This is a genomic window from Shewanella chilikensis (assembly GCF_002836945.1).
GTDB lineage: Bacteria > Pseudomonadota > Gammaproteobacteria > Enterobacterales > Shewanellaceae > Shewanella > Shewanella chilikensis.
The window spans coordinates 45,806-61,902 of record NZ_NIJM01000021.1; the positions used below are offsets into that span (position 1 = coordinate 45,806).

At 54.3% G+C, this 16,097-nt stretch carries 16 protein-coding genes; 7 read left to right on the top strand and 9 right to left on the bottom strand.

Annotation, left to right across the window (positions count from 1 at the left end; translation table 11 throughout):
• The first annotated feature begins 110 nt into the window (after positions 1-110).
• On the top strand, positions 111-428 hold the full coding sequence (locus CX651_RS09975; RefSeq protein WP_101055870.1) for a hypothetical protein: 318 nt from the start codon (positions 111-113) through the stop codon (positions 426-428).
• A gap of 104 nt (positions 429-532) precedes the next feature.
• Here CX651_RS09975 and CX651_RS09980 read toward each other — a convergent pair whose 3' ends face one another.
• Positions 533-2,071, bottom strand: a complete 1,539-nt coding sequence (locus CX651_RS09980) for a DUF3612 domain-containing protein (RefSeq protein WP_101055871.1) — start codon at positions 2,069-2,071, stop codon at positions 533-535.
• 94 nt (positions 2,072-2,165) lie between these two features.
• Between CX651_RS09980 and CX651_RS09985 the strand changes: the two genes are divergently transcribed.
• On the top strand, positions 2,166-2,771 hold the full coding sequence (locus CX651_RS09985; protein ID WP_224867743.1) for an aldolase/citrate lyase/malate synthase family protein: 606 nt from the start codon (positions 2,166-2,168) through the stop codon (positions 2,769-2,771).
• A 213-nt stretch (positions 2,772-2,984) separates the two neighbouring features.
• Positions 2,985-3,908, top strand: coding sequence for a YeiH family protein (locus CX651_RS09990; protein ID WP_101055873.1), 924 nt, complete (start codon positions 2,985-2,987; stop codon positions 3,906-3,908).
• A 406-nt stretch (positions 3,909-4,314) separates the two neighbouring features.
• Here the strand turns inward: CX651_RS09990 and CX651_RS10000 are convergent, their stop codons facing one another.
• Complete coding sequence (locus tag CX651_RS10000; RefSeq protein ID WP_101055875.1) at positions 4,315-4,839, bottom strand: helix-turn-helix transcriptional regulator; 525 nt, start codon at positions 4,837-4,839, stop codon at positions 4,315-4,317.
• Positions 4,840-4,989: 150 nt separating this feature from the next.
• Here CX651_RS10000 and CX651_RS10005 point away from each other — a divergent pair, with 150 nt between their 5' ends.
• Genes CX651_RS10005 through CX651_RS10020 form a run of 4 tightly spaced genes read left to right on the top strand, consistent with a single transcriptional unit; the run spans position 4,990 to position 10,544 of the window.
• Positions 4,990-6,168, top strand: a complete 1,179-nt coding sequence (locus CX651_RS10005) for a TolC family protein (RefSeq protein WP_101055876.1) — start codon at positions 4,990-4,992, stop codon at positions 6,166-6,168.
• Complete coding sequence (locus tag CX651_RS10010; protein WP_101055877.1) at positions 6,165-7,187, top strand: efflux RND transporter periplasmic adaptor subunit; 1,023 nt, start codon at positions 6,165-6,167, stop codon at positions 7,185-7,187. The genes CX651_RS10005 and CX651_RS10010 overlap by 4 nt, the downstream gene beginning before the upstream one ends.
• A 1-nt stretch (position 7,188) precedes the next feature.
• Positions 7,189-10,242 (top strand): efflux RND transporter permease subunit, encoded by a 3,054-nt coding sequence (locus CX651_RS10015; protein WP_101055878.1) that lies wholly within the window; start codon positions 7,189-7,191, stop codon positions 10,240-10,242.
• Positions 10,239-10,544, top strand: a complete 306-nt coding sequence (locus CX651_RS10020; protein ID WP_025009174.1) for a DUF3240 family protein — start codon at positions 10,239-10,241, stop codon at positions 10,542-10,544. The genes CX651_RS10015 and CX651_RS10020 overlap by 4 nt, the downstream gene beginning before the upstream one ends.
• Here the strand turns inward: CX651_RS10020 and CX651_RS10025 are convergent.
• The 7 genes from CX651_RS10025 to CX651_RS10055 form a co-directional block, all read right to left on the bottom strand.
• Positions 10,535-11,152 (bottom strand): paraquat-inducible protein A, encoded by a 618-nt coding sequence (locus CX651_RS10025; protein WP_101055879.1) that lies wholly within the window; start codon positions 11,150-11,152, stop codon positions 10,535-10,537. The genes CX651_RS10020 and CX651_RS10025 overlap by 10 nt on opposite strands.
• A 75-nt stretch (positions 11,153-11,227) precedes the next feature.
• Positions 11,228-12,409 carry an HD-GYP domain-containing protein gene (locus CX651_RS10030; RefSeq protein ID WP_101055880.1) on the bottom strand — a complete coding sequence of 394 codons (1,182 nt, stop codon included), beginning with the start codon at positions 12,407-12,409 and terminating at the stop codon, positions 11,228-11,230.
• 163 nt (positions 12,410-12,572) lie between these two features.
• Positions 12,573-12,788, bottom strand: a complete 216-nt coding sequence (locus CX651_RS10035) for a hypothetical protein (RefSeq protein WP_025009171.1) — start codon at positions 12,786-12,788, stop codon at positions 12,573-12,575.
• Entirely contained in the window at positions 12,789-13,520 is a 732-nt protein-coding gene (locus CX651_RS10040) for a DNA-binding protein (RefSeq protein ID WP_101055881.1), read from the bottom strand.
• A gap of 13 nt (positions 13,521-13,533) precedes the next feature.
• Positions 13,534-14,088, bottom strand: a complete 555-nt coding sequence (locus CX651_RS10045; RefSeq protein ID WP_101055882.1) for a core component of ECF transporter — start codon at positions 14,086-14,088, stop codon at positions 13,534-13,536.
• A complete protein-coding gene (locus tag CX651_RS10050; protein ID WP_101055883.1) occupies positions 14,075-14,758 on the bottom strand; it encodes an energy-coupling factor transporter transmembrane component T in 684 nt (227 codons plus the stop codon). The genes CX651_RS10045 and CX651_RS10050 overlap by 14 nt, the downstream gene beginning before the upstream one ends.
• Positions 14,748-16,097: an ATP-binding cassette domain-containing protein gene (locus CX651_RS10055; RefSeq protein ID WP_101055884.1), complete on the bottom strand. Its 1,350-nt coding sequence runs from the start codon at positions 16,095-16,097 to the stop codon at positions 14,748-14,750. The genes CX651_RS10050 and CX651_RS10055 overlap by 11 nt, the downstream gene beginning before the upstream one ends.

Here is a 16,097-nt window from a genome sequence, read left to right on the forward strand (position 1 = left end):
ATACTGAACCTCATTCCCGCAAAGCCTTGAGTACACATACAACTTCTGAATCTTACTTCTGATTGGTATAACATAGCCGCAACTATCTTTCGGCTAATAAAAGAGTATTCATGGAACCACAGATAGAATGGGCGCTGTCACATATCGCCTGGCTGATGTTTATTCTGGCAGGACTCTTCTTTGTTTTGCAGCTTTGGCGTTGGCAGCAGCTACTGAAATATATACGGATTCAGTATCCTGAACTGGCTCAAACAGATGAAAAAAAATCATCAAACATAGCGATAAGAGTCAAACAATCGCTGGAATCTGGCACTCTGGCCAACAGCCAGGATCCTGTGATTATTCGTTATCAAAAACAACAAAGCAGCCTTAGGCTTATTATGGCTATTTTACTCACTATTGGCTTTGTAATGGCCATATTGGAGTGAACTAAAACCCAGTAATAACTGCGCCACTCAAAACAGACAATAGGTGAATATAAGTTATCTATTGTCTGTATTTACCAACCCAAGGTTGTGCTAGCGTTCCAAGGTTATTGTTTGGGCCAGGGAAAGCTCACCTCAGGCTGCTCGCCATAACAGGTTGGCCGTCTCGGGCAAACCGCACCTCTGGAGCAGATCAATCTGGCATCACCGGCAATACCGCGCTCGACCCAATTGATATTGAGTATCCGTGCCACTGTCAGCAGTTGCTGTTTTATCTTTCTGGGAATGGCACCTTCTCCGCCCTGCTCGACACAAGCCTGCTTAAGATCCTGCGCCAATGACAAGGCATCTTCCCCTTGAGCCTCAATGGCAGGATTGAGATCTATTCCAGCACAGAGCACATGGTGGTTGCCGGCCAAGTCTTTGACCTTAACCGATTCACAGCAATAGATCCTGGGTTGTTGCTCCACATCCAGGATGGAAATCTGCGCCGAACTGCCTTCCTTGGGTTCGGTGATCATCCGAAATACCGCCCAGTGCTGACAAGGATCGGCCACCGCCCGCATATTGCCCCAAGGCAGAGGTATACCGTTACCGCGATACACAGCTTTTAGCTTGCCCGGAGCATAGGCGTCGAAGTAGTGCCAGTGAGGGTAAGGTGAAACCCCGGTCATACGCCGCATCGCTACCGAAGGAGAAACCCCCGCCAATCGGTGAGCATCTATCTCGTAGCCGTATCTGTCCAGCAACTGCCTGAATGCCACCTTGGGGCAGAGCAAGGCTCCGGCAAAGAAACTGGCCTCAAAGCCACGCCAGGCCTGGAGTATATCCTGGGCATTAAGAGAAGAACTCTGGATCTGGGGATCGGTTTCACTGAAGCCACTGCGGCCCACGGTCAACACATTACTCAGCCCATCACGGTTATGCAGCACACAGTGACCTATATGCACTGCCAGGTCGTACTTGAGCCTGGTTGGTTGAGACTTGAGGATCTCGTTGAGAAATAGCGTTCCCGGCGGCTCCATGTAGGAAGTCACCAACTCTCCGGTACATAACCCCTGGGCATCCGTCAGCTGTTTTGCCGGCCGGGCGAACCATTGGATCTTCAGTCCCTGCGCCGCGGCGAGATCCAGCATCTCTTCTACCGACAAGGGCAGACGCTTCTTACCCACCTCTTCGGCGGCCCGTTCCAGATCGGGGAAATGGTTTTGATGGTGTTCCTGATGGGCGCGGATCAACAGGTGGGCAAACTGGCGGCCGCTGATCCCCGTTTGTGACAGCATCTCGGGAATAGCTATCTGCAAAATATCATTGGAGAACAGGAAACCTGGCTCCAGCGGCATACCACTCACCCCGCCGCGTCGTCCTTTGTCCGGGGTGATAGCCTGCTCCTCCGGCGCATCGTCCAGAAACCAACTCACTTCTTTCTGAAAAACTGCGGCTATGACCGCCAGCATACCAGCGCTGGGAACACGCTTGCCCCTTTCGATCATCGACAGGTATGACACGGACGGTGCCGACTCAGGATCGACCCTGACACAGCGTGCCGACAAATCTTCCATAGTTAAGTGATTGCGTTTTCTGAGGTTTCTTATTTTAGTTCCCAGAAAATGTGACTTACGGATCAGGCTTTGGTCTTGGCGCATTTTGTAAAATTCACACTGTAAAATTTTTATTGTGAAATTGTAATCAAAAAAACGCTAGCCTACAAATTAAGCAATTCACAGGAATTGTCCGGCCATGAGGCGACAGTGCCATCAGGTCAAGGAAAGCAAACACGAGGGCGAGACGATGAACATCTCCACTATGCAGCAAAAAATCAATCAAGAGCACAACCCTTTCATCGCCGAAGCCGTCTTTGCCGTGGAAGCACTCGGTGAACGCCATATCGCCGACAAGATGGCCAATGCCAAGCAACTGCTTGACCGGCTGTTCCCACTGGCAAACGGCTCACATGCCGAGGTGGTTTGTTATGTGGTTTACTATCAGCATCTCTTGGCCTGCTTTGCCGATGGCAGCCAATGTGGCCTCAAACAGCCACAACAGTTTGTCGCCCTGAGCGGCCACCGCAGCGAGCCCGAAGCCATATTGCTCAAGGATGATCGCGACTGTCACCTGGAGCTGAGTTTTGACCGCCAAGGCTGTATCGGCAGTCGTGACTGCGCCGCCATTGAAGACATTCAGCTGGAACGCTGTCTCATCGATGGTCGCTGCCAGGACAACAGACTCAAGCGTGAGTGGATTAGCCTGTTGCACAATGATGGCGGTCAGCCACGCAGCAACAAGAGTTGCAAACGCTTTACCACCAAAGATGGCCATGAATATCAGTTGTCTTCACGAGTCTAATCGCAAAAGCGTCATAGACACTTGGCCTTATTAGACACAGCAAACTTCTGCCAGAAGTGACATCGACTCAGGATCGGGGAACTGGCTTCCCTGATCCTGTTGCCTTAGCCAGAGATTCAGCAAAACTTACGCTGAACATTAAGTTAATTTTAGTTTTCCTAGCATTTTGCCTCACTTATACTAACGTCCCCGGAATCTTGCTATCTCTTGCCCATGAGCCAACTGCAGAAAAAGTGGCTGTTTTGCCTGCTTGCCATCGCCTGCCTACACCCCGCCATCTCCTCACCTCTGGCACTTTTGGTGGGATTTGTGCTGGCTAATCTCGGCTGGCTGCCATCGGACTGGGATCTTGGGAAACTAACCAAAAAACTGCTGGCCATCTCCATTGTCGGTCTGGGTTTTGGCATTCCGCTGCAACAGGCGATCGACGCCTCTGTGGGCAACTTACCGTTAATCCTGGGATCAATATTGCTGACTCTGCTGGCGGGCACGGCGTTGACTCGGGTTTTGGGATTGGATAGACGAGTCGGTCACTTGATTGCCAGTGGCACGGCCATCTGTGGTGGCAGCGCCATCGCCGCGGTGGCACCGGCTATCAATGCCCGCAACGAACAAACCGCCATTGCACTGGCCTGCGTCTTTGTACTCAACTCGGTTGCCCTGTTTGTTTTTCCCGTGATAGGTCATCTGCTGCAGTTGAGCCAACATGACTTCGGGGTTTGGAGCGCCATCGCCATTCATGACACCTCGTCCGTGGTGGGCGCCGCGTCTGCCTACGGTGAAGAAGCTCTTAAGACAGCTACCACTATCAAACTGGCACGCGCCTTGTGGATAGTGCCTCTGGCGGCAATCAGCGCCTTGTTGTTTGGTGGCAAGGGGAAACTCAATATTCCCGGGTTTATTCTGTTTTACTGCCTGGCTATCGCCATCACCAGTGTGTTGCCTCAGGGTCAATTTATCTATCAGGAGCTATTTGAACTGGCGAAGCGTACCCTGGTGGTGTGTTTGTTCCTGATTGGCTGCGGTATCACCCTCAGGAAATTAAAACAGAGTGGTAGTAAGCCCTTACTTCTCGGGGTGATCCTCTGGCTGTTTATCGGCAGCTCGTCTCTTGGCTATATTCTCTGGCAGGGTTGAAAACAGGTAACAAAAGCCTACGAAGGCGCTGAGTTCAATCAAAGCCCGCAACAAGCCTTGGGTCTGGGTCGATGCCAGTACCACCAGTAAGAGAAACAGCAAGATATAGCCAGGCTTCACCGCCACCTCCACAGTTAAATAATGCCGCTATTATTGGTGTCTGTGGAGCCTGGGTGCCAATATCGATTCTCGATAATAAAGAACCCAAAGCACTAAGAAAAAATTTTTTATACCTTTTTATATGCATTAACTGGCAGGAAAACCACTCTCTATGAAGGCGACAGCCTAGTAGCAAGGAGGAAAATTGCCGGAGCAAATGCCTAATCCTACCCACTCAGCCGCCGCAGGATTGGCTTCAAGAAACGCGTGTCAAGTCGCTTTCAAAACGACAGATGCCACCCGCGTCTTAGGCCGCCTGTGAAGTATCGGCGCTAGCAACGGGTTGAATAAAGTCTTCCATAAACCAGGCACAGAAGGTATGGCGGCCATCAACATCCGCCTTGGCGTAAATTGCCGATGCCTGCTGCCGCACCGTCTTCTCCTTGGTGCTGCGAACACTGGCAATCTCTTTGAAACTCAAGCCTTTCAACAGTAATAAAGCCACTTCCTGCTCACTGCGGGTCAGCGACCAGAGTTCAAATTGTTGCTGTACCGCCTGGGTGTATTCCTGGCGAGCAGCTTGCATTCGGCTGGAGATATTGCAGATCCTGGCATCGGCATTGGCTAACTTTGACTTGAGTAGCTGCATCTCGCGGCTGCGGCGGAGCAGATCAAAACTGATATACAGGGCGCCACAGGCGGAAAGCGCCACCAAAATACTCTCCTGCACTATGTGATAAGTCGGCACGCCAAGTTGCATATCTGACAACACATCCAGCAAGTTCAGCGTCATGATCACGCTGAGCAGCCCTATCATCACCAGATCCTTCATTGACGCAACTCCCGATTAATAATCTTCAAAAACATGTAGTTAACTTATGGTACATATGTCCCATAAGCCCAAATATGATACAGGTTGCCAAAGACAACCAACCAAATCAATGCCAGGCTGGCGGCTGGTATTTCCCCAAGAGACACTCCCATGAAAATCCGCCCCCTCTACCTGGGTTGTAGCCTACTGTTAATGGTGTTTCAGCTGAGAGCGGCCCCGGAAACAGACAGAGATGCCCTTTTGTCCCTGAGTCAAAACAGGCTGCACACCTCTTCGGCACAACTGACTCCAATATATCACAGCTCGGACTGGCTGACAGGCTTGCCAAGCATCAGTTTGAGCCACCTGGGCAGCCTGGAAAGCCACAACAGCTATGAGCAGGAGCTCTCGCTCAACCTGCCTTTTCAGTCGCCGGCCATGCAGCGCCAGAATGCCAAGCTCAAGCCCATTAACGAACGCATGCTGGCCTTGCAAAGCCAGCTGCAGCGCCTCTATCTCTCAGGTCTGTTGCGTCAGTATTGGTGGCAACAGGCACAAGCCAAGCAGGAGCTGGCGCAACTACGCCACAAGCAACAGGTACTGCAGCAACTGCTGCAACGGCAACAGGCCCTGAGCCAAAGTGGTGAAATGCCGGCAACTTCGGTACTGCTGTTAAAACGTGAATTGCTGGAGTTGTCGCTCACTAAACTCCCACTGGAGCAACAACAACAAGAAGCCAATGAGGCACTCAAGCGCCTGACCGGGCTGCAACAGCTGCCGTCACTGGATGAAAGTGACACCCCACTGCCGGATGATGCCGGTGCCGGGCATCCCATGTGGCAATTGCTGGCGCTGCAGCAGCAACGTCAGCAGCTCACCACAAACGCCCAACTCGAAGGAGATGACACTCCTTGGCTGATGTCTGTCACGGCCAAAAACACTGCAACTCTGGGACAGGATGAACAGTCTCTGGGTCTGGCACTGGAAATCCCCTTACCTGTTGGCAACGGCCTGAGCCAACAACAGCTTGGCGAACTGCAGCAACAAAGGCTGCAACTGGAGCAACAGCAACAACAGCAGCTACTGCAGAGCCAACTGCAGTTACAACAACTCAAACGTCGTCAAGCCCAGCTACAACAAGAACAGCAAGGGCTGGAACAAGCCGTGCAGCTGAGCAAACAGCTCAGCGAAACCCTGCTGACCACGGCCGAACAAGGCCCAGCCCAGTATGAGTCCTGGCTGCGGCGCCATCTTGAGGCCCTGGATACCCAAGCCAGGCTGTCGCTCAACCATCTGGCACAAGCCCAGCTGCATTCCCAACAACTGCAAGCGCTCGGAGTTACCCTATGACCCCTAAAACCCTGGTTGGCACACTGGTGTCGACACTGTTCTTCTCCCCGCTGTGGGCGCAGGAAATTTCGGTTGCTGACCTAGGTAAGCTGACACTCAGCTTCACCTCAGTGAACCAAGTGCAACAGATAGAGGCCGCCCCTGTACCGGCAATATTGGCGGCTCAGCCCGGCAGCAGCTTCTATCTCACGGCCCCGGAAACCATCCAACAGCGACGCTGGTTGGTGGCCGAAGGAGAATGGGTCGATGAAGGCCAAGCACTGGTACAACTTAAGGGCGCCGAAATTGCCCACTTTCAGCTGCAATTTGCCGCCGCCGAAGCGGCATTCAAGCTCGCCAAGCAACGCTATGATCGCAACCAAAAGCTGCGAGCCAACGGTGCCATAGGTGCCGAAACCTGGTCGCAGATAAGCCGGCAGTATTTCGACACCTTGTTGCAATATGAACACCTGCAGCATTTCAGTGAATTGCTTAAACCGGGGGACAATCCCGAGACTCTGATATTGCACGCGCCCATGGCCGGACTGCTGCAATACGGCGATAGCAGTGAACCGCTGATGAGCGGCGCCCCACTGCTGGGGATACTGCCCGCCGACGAACTCAGGCTTAAGCTGCGTTTACCCCTGGCCCAGAAAGACAGTGTCAATGCCGTGATGGCCGGAGAGTGCCAACTGCAGATTAGCCGCAAGGACCAGCTGGCCAAACAGGGCTTTGTCGATGCCTGGAGCCAGGCCGTTCCCCCAAGCTGCGGCCTGCAACCCGGGCAGCAGTTGCAGGTTATTCCGCTGCAGGCCATCAATGCCTTGGTGGTGCCCAAGCAGAGTCTCTATTCCTGGGGCACTGGCAGCCAGGTGCTGAGTCACAGCCAAAACAAGCTGCGGCCAATCGACGTACAAGTGCTAGGCGCCAGCGCCGACAGCTACTTCCTGGCACCCAATGAGACTCTGGTCGGTGCCGAGGTGTTGAGCGACTCAGTGGCGGCCGTCAAAGGCATACTCCTGGGTTTGGGGGGCGAATAGCATGCTCAGTGCCATTATCCGTTTCTCCCTGACTCAAAGACTGTTTACCCTGATAACAGCGCTGCTGCTCTGTGGTGCCGGCGCCTATTCCTGGCTGGGGCTACCGCTGGACGCCTTCCCGGATATCTCGCCGACCCAGGTGAAAATCATCCTCAAGGCTCCCGGCATGACAGCCGAAGAGATAGAGGCCCAGGTGACAGTACCGGTTGAGACTGAGCTACTGGGGATCCCCAAGCAGGCGATACTGCGTTCCACCAGCAAGTATGCAATTACCGACATCACCCTGGACTTCAACGAAGGCACAGATATTTACTGGGCCAGACAACAGGTGAGTGAACGCTTGGCGGCGGTATGGGACAAGCTGCCCGCCGATCTGGAAGGCGGCGTTGCCCCCATGAGCACCCCGCTCAGTGAAATCTTTATGTTCTCGCTGGAGAATCCCTCGCTGTCGCTGCTGGAACGCCGTCAGTTGCTGGAATGGGAAGTCAGGCCGCTGCTGCGTACCGTGCCCGGAGTCGCCGATGTCAACATTCTCGGCGGTTTTGCCAAGACACTGCAGATCACCCCGGATCCCGTCGCTCTGGCTCAGGCCGGTATCAGCCAGGAAGAACTGATAGCCCGTATCGAGAGCAACAACAGCAACACGGGTGCCGGACGCATCACGCTAGGGACAGATAACCTGACGGTTCGCACCGAAGGGCGCATCGACTCGCTGGAGGCCCTGCAACAACTGGTGATTGCCACCAATCAGGGCGGCAGCTATCGCCTGCAAGACCTTGCAAAAGTCGAAATAGGTCATCTCAGCCGCTACGGCGCCGTGACCCGTAATGGTGAAGAAACCACAGAGGCCTTGATCGTCGGCCTCAAGGATGCCAATACCGATCAGGTCATTAAACTGGTACGGGAAAAGCTGGCCCAAATAGAAAAGACCCTGCCTCCCGGCAGCCAGCTGAATGTGTTCTACGACAGGGCCAACCTGATAGACACTGCCATAGGCACCATTTCAGATGCCCTGTTTGAGGCCGTGGTGTTGGTTATTCTGTTGCTGGCGCTGTTTCTCGGCAACTTGCGGGCGGCATTGGTAGTATCACTGTCGCTGCCGCTGGCGGCGCTGGCCACCTTTATGCTGATGCGCTACTTCAATCTGTCGGCCAACCTGATGAGCCTCGGCGGCTTGGTGATCGCCATCGGCATGTTGGTGGACTCCTCCGTGGTGGTGGTGGAGAACATGGTCAACCAGATTGCCGGCGGCAAACGCCTGCCCAGGCTGCACCTCATCTACCGCGCCACCAAAGATGTGGCCGTGCCTGTAGTATCCGGCACCCTGATAGTGATCATAGTCTTCTCACCGCTACTGACTCTCAGCGGCCTCGAAGGCAAACTGTTCACCCCAGTGGCTATCACCATAGTGTTTGCCATGCTGTCGGCACTGGCACTGTCGCTGACAGTGATCCCCGTGCTGGCCTCCTATCTGGTCAATGAAAAAGCGGCCAACGAACCCAAGGCCATTGGCTGGCTCAAGGTGCGCTACCTGCTCAGTCTGCAGTGGGTGTTACAGCACGGTAAGGCTTTTTGCGCCACGGCACTGGTGGCACTGGTACTGAGCCTGGGGCTGTTTACTCAGGTGGGAAAAACCTTTATGCCGACCCTGGATGAGGGTGACATTATTCTGCAGTTGGAAAAGTCCCCATCGATTTCGCTGCAGGCCTCGCTGGCACTGGATACTCAGATAGAGCAGCACCTGCTGGCCACTGTCCCCGAGATACGCCAGTTGGTGGCCCGCACCGGCGCCGATGAACTGGGGCTGGATCCCATGGGGCTGAATGAAACCGATGTCTTCATGGAACTTAAACCCGTGGAGGAGTGGCGCTTTGCCAGCAAAGAGGAGCTTATCGATGCCATACGCACCGAAGTGCTCAAGTTTCCGGGGATCAATTTCAACTTCACCCAACCTATCCAGATGCGGGTCTCCGAGATGCTTACCGGCAGCATAGGCGATGTGGCGATTAAAATTTTCGGTGAAGATCTTGAGACACTTTCAAGATTGGCCAGCGAGACGGCACACCTGACCAGCGCCACTCGCGGCAGCCAGGATGTCAAAACCGCCATGACCGAAGGCAGCCCCTTTATCAACCTCCGCCTCAAGGAGGGTTTGGCCCGCAGTTACAACATGAGTGCCGATGAGTTTGGCCGATATCTCAAGAGCCAACTGGAAGGCCTGGCCATAACCGAGATAATCCAGGGCAAGAAGCGAACTCCCGTGCTGATCGCCCAGGCAGCAGATGGTATCAACAGCCTGCCGCAACTGGAGCAAAGGCTATTGGTAATGCCGGATGCCAGCCTCAGGCCCCTTGGTGAACTGGCGCAAATAAGCTATCGCGAAGGGCCGATACTGATTGAACGCGAGCAGGGCAACCGTTTTGCCGTGGTCACCACCAATGTCAGCGGCCGCGATATCGTCGGCTTTGTCGAAGAACTACAGGGCAAGCTGGCCGCTGAGCTGTCTCTGCCCAGCGGTTACAGCCTGAATTTCGGCGGCGAATTCGAGAACCAGCAACGGGCGACCCGTAACCTGCTGTTGGTGGTGCCCGTGGCGCTGATGCTGATCAACCTGATCCTGTTCACCACCTTCGGCAATATCTCCAAAGCCTTGCTGATCCTGGCCAACGTCCCCTTTGCCATGATGGGCGGTATCTTCAGCCTGTTTATCTCGGGCGAATACCTGTCGGTGCCGGCCTCAGTGGGCTTTATCGCCCTGCTGGGGGTAGCCGTGCTCAACGGCGTGGTGATGGTCAGTTACTATGAACAGTCGCGGCATCTGTTTGCCAGCCTCAGTGAGCGGGTCGAACAAGGTGCCGCCCGCCGACTGCGGCCGATTTTGATGACGGCCACCACCGCCATGTTCGGCCTGATCCCGCTGGCCTTTGCCACCGGGCCCGGCGCCGAAATTCAAAGGCCGCTGGCAATCGTGGTCATAGGCGGGCTGATCACCTCCACTATCACCACCCTTTATCTGTTGCCACTGCTGTATCAAACCCTGGAGAAACGCCAATGAAACAACTCTTGGTGCTGATAGTGCAGCACAATCTAAAAGACGATGTGGTCGACACCCTGATGTCGCTGGACTACCTCTCCGGCTTCAGCCTGATCAATATCTGTGGCTTCAGCCGCGAGCACAGCCACTTCAATCTCAAGGAGCAGGTGGAAGGGTATCGGGAATTCTACAAGTTCGAGGTGATGCATCCGCAAGAGTCACAGCAGGCGCTACTGCAAACCCTGGCGGAGGTCTGCCGTCACAACCCCTGCCGCTATTGGATAGTACCGATAGCGACAGACGGCGTGCTGGGTCAGGACTGACGGGGTTTAAGCCAATACTGGCCGGCGATGGCCAACAGGCAATAGCCGAGGAAAAACCAGAAGCCCGACTCCAGGCTGGCGTGGGTGTGAACCAAATCCCCCATGCCGGCCGAGGCGTTGCCGGCCATATAGGTGATGATAAGCGCCACCACAAATACATCGGCCATGGACCATTTGGCAATGGCCGCGGTAATACTGTCGATGATCTGCCGCACCTTACTGGACAGCGGTGCCTGAGCCAGCAGCATCAGCCCCAGCTTGCAGGCCGGCACTATCACGGAAAACAGCATCACCAGCGCCGCCACCAGGGTATTGCCGTGTTGATGCAGCTCGGTCACTGTGCCCCAGATACTACGGGTCTTGTTGAACACCTCCATTTCACCTTGAAGGTTGTTCAGCCCCAGCATACCGCTAATCATCGCCAGCATTCCCCTGGCACTGTCGCGCCCCGAGTCATCACTGACGGCTTCGGCAATCATGTCCAACCCGGCTTCGGTCAGTTCGGCCTTTTCCACTGTGCCACTGACACTCAAAATAGGTTGAGTCACCCCGGGGATCAGCAAGGCCAGCGACAATAACAGGGTCATGATAGGTAAAATTCGACGCATCGGGGTCACTCCACAAACTCAACAAAAAGGCCCACCACTCGGCGGGCCCATCAGTTTACCCAGTTTACCTCCAGATCAATAGAAGGGCTTGGGGTCGACATCCAATGAGCTGGGCGACACACCTCTGTCTATATTGAGATCCGACTTTAGCAAGTCCACCATGGTTACATCGGTATATCGCTTAAACTTCAAGGAATAGAAGCATTTGACTATGGGGTGCAACACATCTCTGTCTTTGGATTCCCAGACTATGCCCACTCGGCCATCGGACAGTTGCACCAAAGAACCGACCGGATAGACACCGATACAGCGAATGAATTCGTACACCAGGCTCTCATCCAGATGAAAGGGCGTCAGACTGAGCAGAATTTTAAAGGCGGCTGCCGGGCTCATCGCCTCTTTATAGCAGCGGGTGGCAGTAAGGGCATCATAAATATCTACGATACAGCTCATACGCCCATGCAGCGTCAACTCATCCCCTTTCAGGCCCCTTGGGTAACCACGGCCATCGAGTTTTTCATGGTGCATCAGACACACATCCTTGCTCACTTGAGGCAAGCCCTTGGCCTGTTCCATGATCTCGATGGCATAGGTCTGGTGCAACTTCATGTGCTCAAACTCTTCCGGCGTCAGCTTGCCCGGCTTGTGCAGTATCTTGTTATCCACCTTAATCTTGCCGATATCATGGAGAATACCGCCGATGGCCAGCTGTCTGAGCATCTCACGATCCAGTTTGAGGTATTTACCGAAGGTGATCAGCAGGAAGGCGACATTGACCGAATGTTCCAGTAAGTAGGCATCTTTGGATCTCAACGCCGATATGCATTTCATCGCATCCGAGTCGAGCATCACCGACTCGATCATATTGTCTGCCAATGCCGCGAACGGCTCGACCTCTATCGCCTTGCCTTCGAAGGTTTCACTGAGGACTTTGCGCACTAAGCCCTTGGCCTCTGTCAGTAGCTGTTTGGCCTGACCTCTTGCCAATTCAGGGTTAACCGAGGTTTTACGAGGATGGCTATTGCAAACGGGAGGCTGCTTTTTCAGGCCGCAGCCATCGCTGGAACGCTCAACATCGACCCAGACAAAGCGAATGCCGCTGTTGCTGAGTTTAGTGATCGCCTGGCGGCTTCTGATCTGGCCGGCATTGGCGACAGCTAACCGGCCATTGTTCTCAATGGCCGAGACATACATGCCTATCCCCAATCGGGTGACGGGCAACTTCAACAGGGCTGCTGTCGGAACCACATCAGTCATTCTTTCACTCCGGCAAATGCTTCTGTCCTTATCCGAAAAACGTTTGTCAGGGCTTAATAACGACTCTCCAACAAATGTCACTCGGCTTTGCCGTATTCTAGAAGCCAAATCCGGAAATGCCTATGCACCCAAGGGGGTAAAGTTTGCCTTTATGATGCCAATCTCACTCAGATATTGGGCCAAGACACTGAAACCCTTCACTCAACCAGCGGCGATACTGGCAGTTGTAACAGGAGCGGGTCACATCATCTATCTGTTCATCTTCATCATCTTCGGCAAAACAAACACACTGACCGGCTACCTCGCGGGCGGCCTGTAGATTGCTGCTGCCACCGAGAAACAGGCGTTTGCCCTGCTTGAGTTCAAACCATTGCTGCATTCAGAACTCCTTCAGCTGCTGTTTACCGGCATTGTGCCACTCGGCGCCACGTTTGCTGACCAGGAGGGCAAACTTATGCTCGGCCCAAACGGCTTTGACCTTGCCGCTGAGCCACACTGTGTCGGTTTCCTGCAACCACTCACCATCTGTGGTCAATACGCCATCGAGCTCAGAGCGCTTTAGTATGTCGGCAACGCCAAAAGGCGCCGCTTCATCTGTCTGGCCAAATTGCAGCTGGCCTTTCACTCGGCCATCATTACCTGTGAGCCTTAGCCCAAGGCCCGCCAGGGCGCCGATAACACCCTGCCCTGTGCCGCCATGCTCGCTGAGACTGATACCCAAGCGTTTGGCCAAACCGTAAGCTTGCTCCTTGGTCTTGACCTCTTGCTTGGCCTCACGACCAAAAGCCATCAGCGCTTCCTGACCGCTGAAACCGGCCAGAGACAAGAGCGCCAACCCAGGGTCGGCGGCGCTGGCAGATTCCCTGAGCAGATGAGCTATGGCCAACTCACGTATCGTCTCTAAGGTAAGCTCACCGCGATAACCAAAGCACATGGCACTATTGTGGGAAGTGTAGGGAATATCCGGATGCACATAGAGCTGATGCCGGGTCACCAAAGAGGTTTGCCCACCTTGTTGGGTCAGCAACTCAGCTATCTCAGAAGCTATCTCACCGGTGCCTTTGGTGCCGATATCATCGGTATCGTCTATACAAATCAGCCAATCTTTCATCAATAAACCTTAATCAATCTGTCTGAATATCTTTGTGGAGAAGATCGTGAGCCTTGAGGCGTCTCAAAACGGGGGGCACCAGCAGCGCCCCGACTATGGCAAAGACGCCACCTTGTAAACACTTGAGACCAAAACGCACCAAGGCCACCTGCTCACTCATACCCACCAGCAAATCCTCAACCAACCCTTTAGCGGCCCAGGCGATACAGCCCACCAAAGCCAGGGCGATGAAACGCCAACGCAAGTTAAACGCATTAGCCAGCAGCAGAAGCGCCAGGTCCATGGACACAGCCGGAACCACAAATTTGAGCAAAATAAGCGGGCCGCCTTTGCCCACCCCCAAGGTCATGGCAACCACTCCGGCCAAGGCGCCGCAAGCTGTCATGGCACCCATGCGTCCGACGATGCCGTAACAGGTGAGATAGAAGAAGCTCATCAGCAGCATAGAATGTCCCGACAAGCCGAGCTTCAATCTGAGCATGCTCTTGACCGCCACCAATAAAGTGGCACAAAAGCCGATGAAGAGCGCATCCTGCAATTGAAATCCTTTGATGTTATTTGTTGCCATGTTCGCTCCGGGTATCCTGCCAATGGGTCGGCTTGGAAGTGTGACCAAAGTGGCGGCTCTTGGCGGCAAGCGCCATCTGTTTGGCCAACTTAAGCAGTTGGATCAAGAGGGGAAATAACACACAGTAGGCCAGTTCAGGCCAATTGCGGGGATTGAGCAGTTGTTTGGGAGCAATTCGCGCCCCCCGCAGTCGCTGCAGTTGATAGATCTCGGCGATCTCCTGAGTCATAAAGGGCAGCAGACCTATAGAAGCGGCCACCACAAAGGCCCATTTGGCCGGCATAACCAGGCATAACACTTCACCGATCCGCTCCGGACGCACGGTAACCGACAGCCACCATCCCGGCAGCAAAGCCAGAGTAATGCGGGCCACCGCCAAGGTGCCTTGTCCCAATTGCTCGCCGCCATGCATCAGTGCATACAGCCCCAAAGTAAAACCGAGTTGCAACAGAACAAAGCGGATTACCCCACCTATGGCGCCACGCTGCAGCATGCCATGAGCCACCAAGATCAGGTTGATAGCCGCCAGCCAGGGAAGCTGAGTTTGAGGCAGGAGAAAGGCTGCCGATGACAGAGTCACTACCAAGATCAAAGCTGTGGCACTGCCCCACACACCTAGATCCAGCCTCTTGGGAGAAGCGCGGCCATGGCGCTGTCCTTTAACCCACACAGGTAACCTCCTCTGGGGAAAACTCGATTTCCAGTTGGCCTTGTTGCAACTGCCACAACTGACTACAAGGTAAATCTGGCAAGGGTCTGTGGCTGGCAATCACTATGCTGCCTCCCTGTTCACGCAAATAGTTGAGTATCTGCCAAAGCTGCCCCAGATGTTTGCCGTCCAGCCCAGCCAAGGGGTCGTCCAGCAGCATCAAACTGGGAGTCAAGCACGCGATAGAAGCCAGGGCAATCAAGTGCTGCTGTCCATAGGAAAGCGTATGGGGGGAACTTTGAGCCAGATGCAGCAAATCAAGCTGCTCAAGCAGGCTCTCTGCCCGAGACAGCGGCAAGTCGAAGCGGCGCAGGCTGAACTGCATCTCCTCAATCACTGTGGCCTCAAACAACTGACGGTTGGGACGCTGCATCAACAAACCCAACATGGAGCCATAGGCACCAGGCTTGGGTTTACGGCCAAAGACCCTTAGCGGCATGGACGCCACCGCGGGTTGAATACCGGCTATCGCCTTCAGCAGGCTACTCTTGCCCGAACCATTGTTACCGGTCAGAGTGACCAATTCTCCAGCGCCCAAAGACAGGCCCTGCTGACACACAAACAGGGGCGAATGCCCCTGATAACGAAATTCAAATGAAGTGGCACTGACCAGTTCCCGACTTCGGTCCGGCTCCAGGCGTTTCAAATGGTTGGCGGATTCGACCCGGTAACTGCCGGGAAACAGGCGCCCTTGGTCCAGGTACCAAAAGTGTTCAACAACCGAGGCAAAAGCCTGGGGATTATGCTCCACCAGTACCACAGCCATACCTTCAGCCCGAAGATTACGGATCACTGCCAGCAATTCATCGACACCGGTATCATCCAGTTGCGCCCAAGGTTCATCCAACAGCAAAACCGCAGGTTCACTCACCAACTGGGCTGCAATCATCAAGCGATATTTCTGTCCGAGAGACAACTTGCTGACTTGAGTTTCCAGCGAGACAAACAGCCCCACCCGGCGCAATGCATGCTGAACTCTGGAGATCATCTGGCCGCTGGGCACACCGAGGTTTTCCAAGGCAAAGGCCACCTCGGCACCAACTGTTTGACGCAATATTTGCACTTGGGGATCTTGCATCACCAGACCCACCAACAACCCTTGACGACGGAAAATACCACCTTCACAGGGACGCCGCTGCAGCCCGGCAAGCAAAGCCAGCAAACTGGACTTACCCGAACCCGTGGGGCCACTGATGCAGTGGCAGGATCCGGATTCTATTTTCAGATCCAGATCCCTCAATATCAAAGGCTGCAAACAACCATGATTGAAATTGATCCCTTCGAGTTCGAGTAAGCGCAT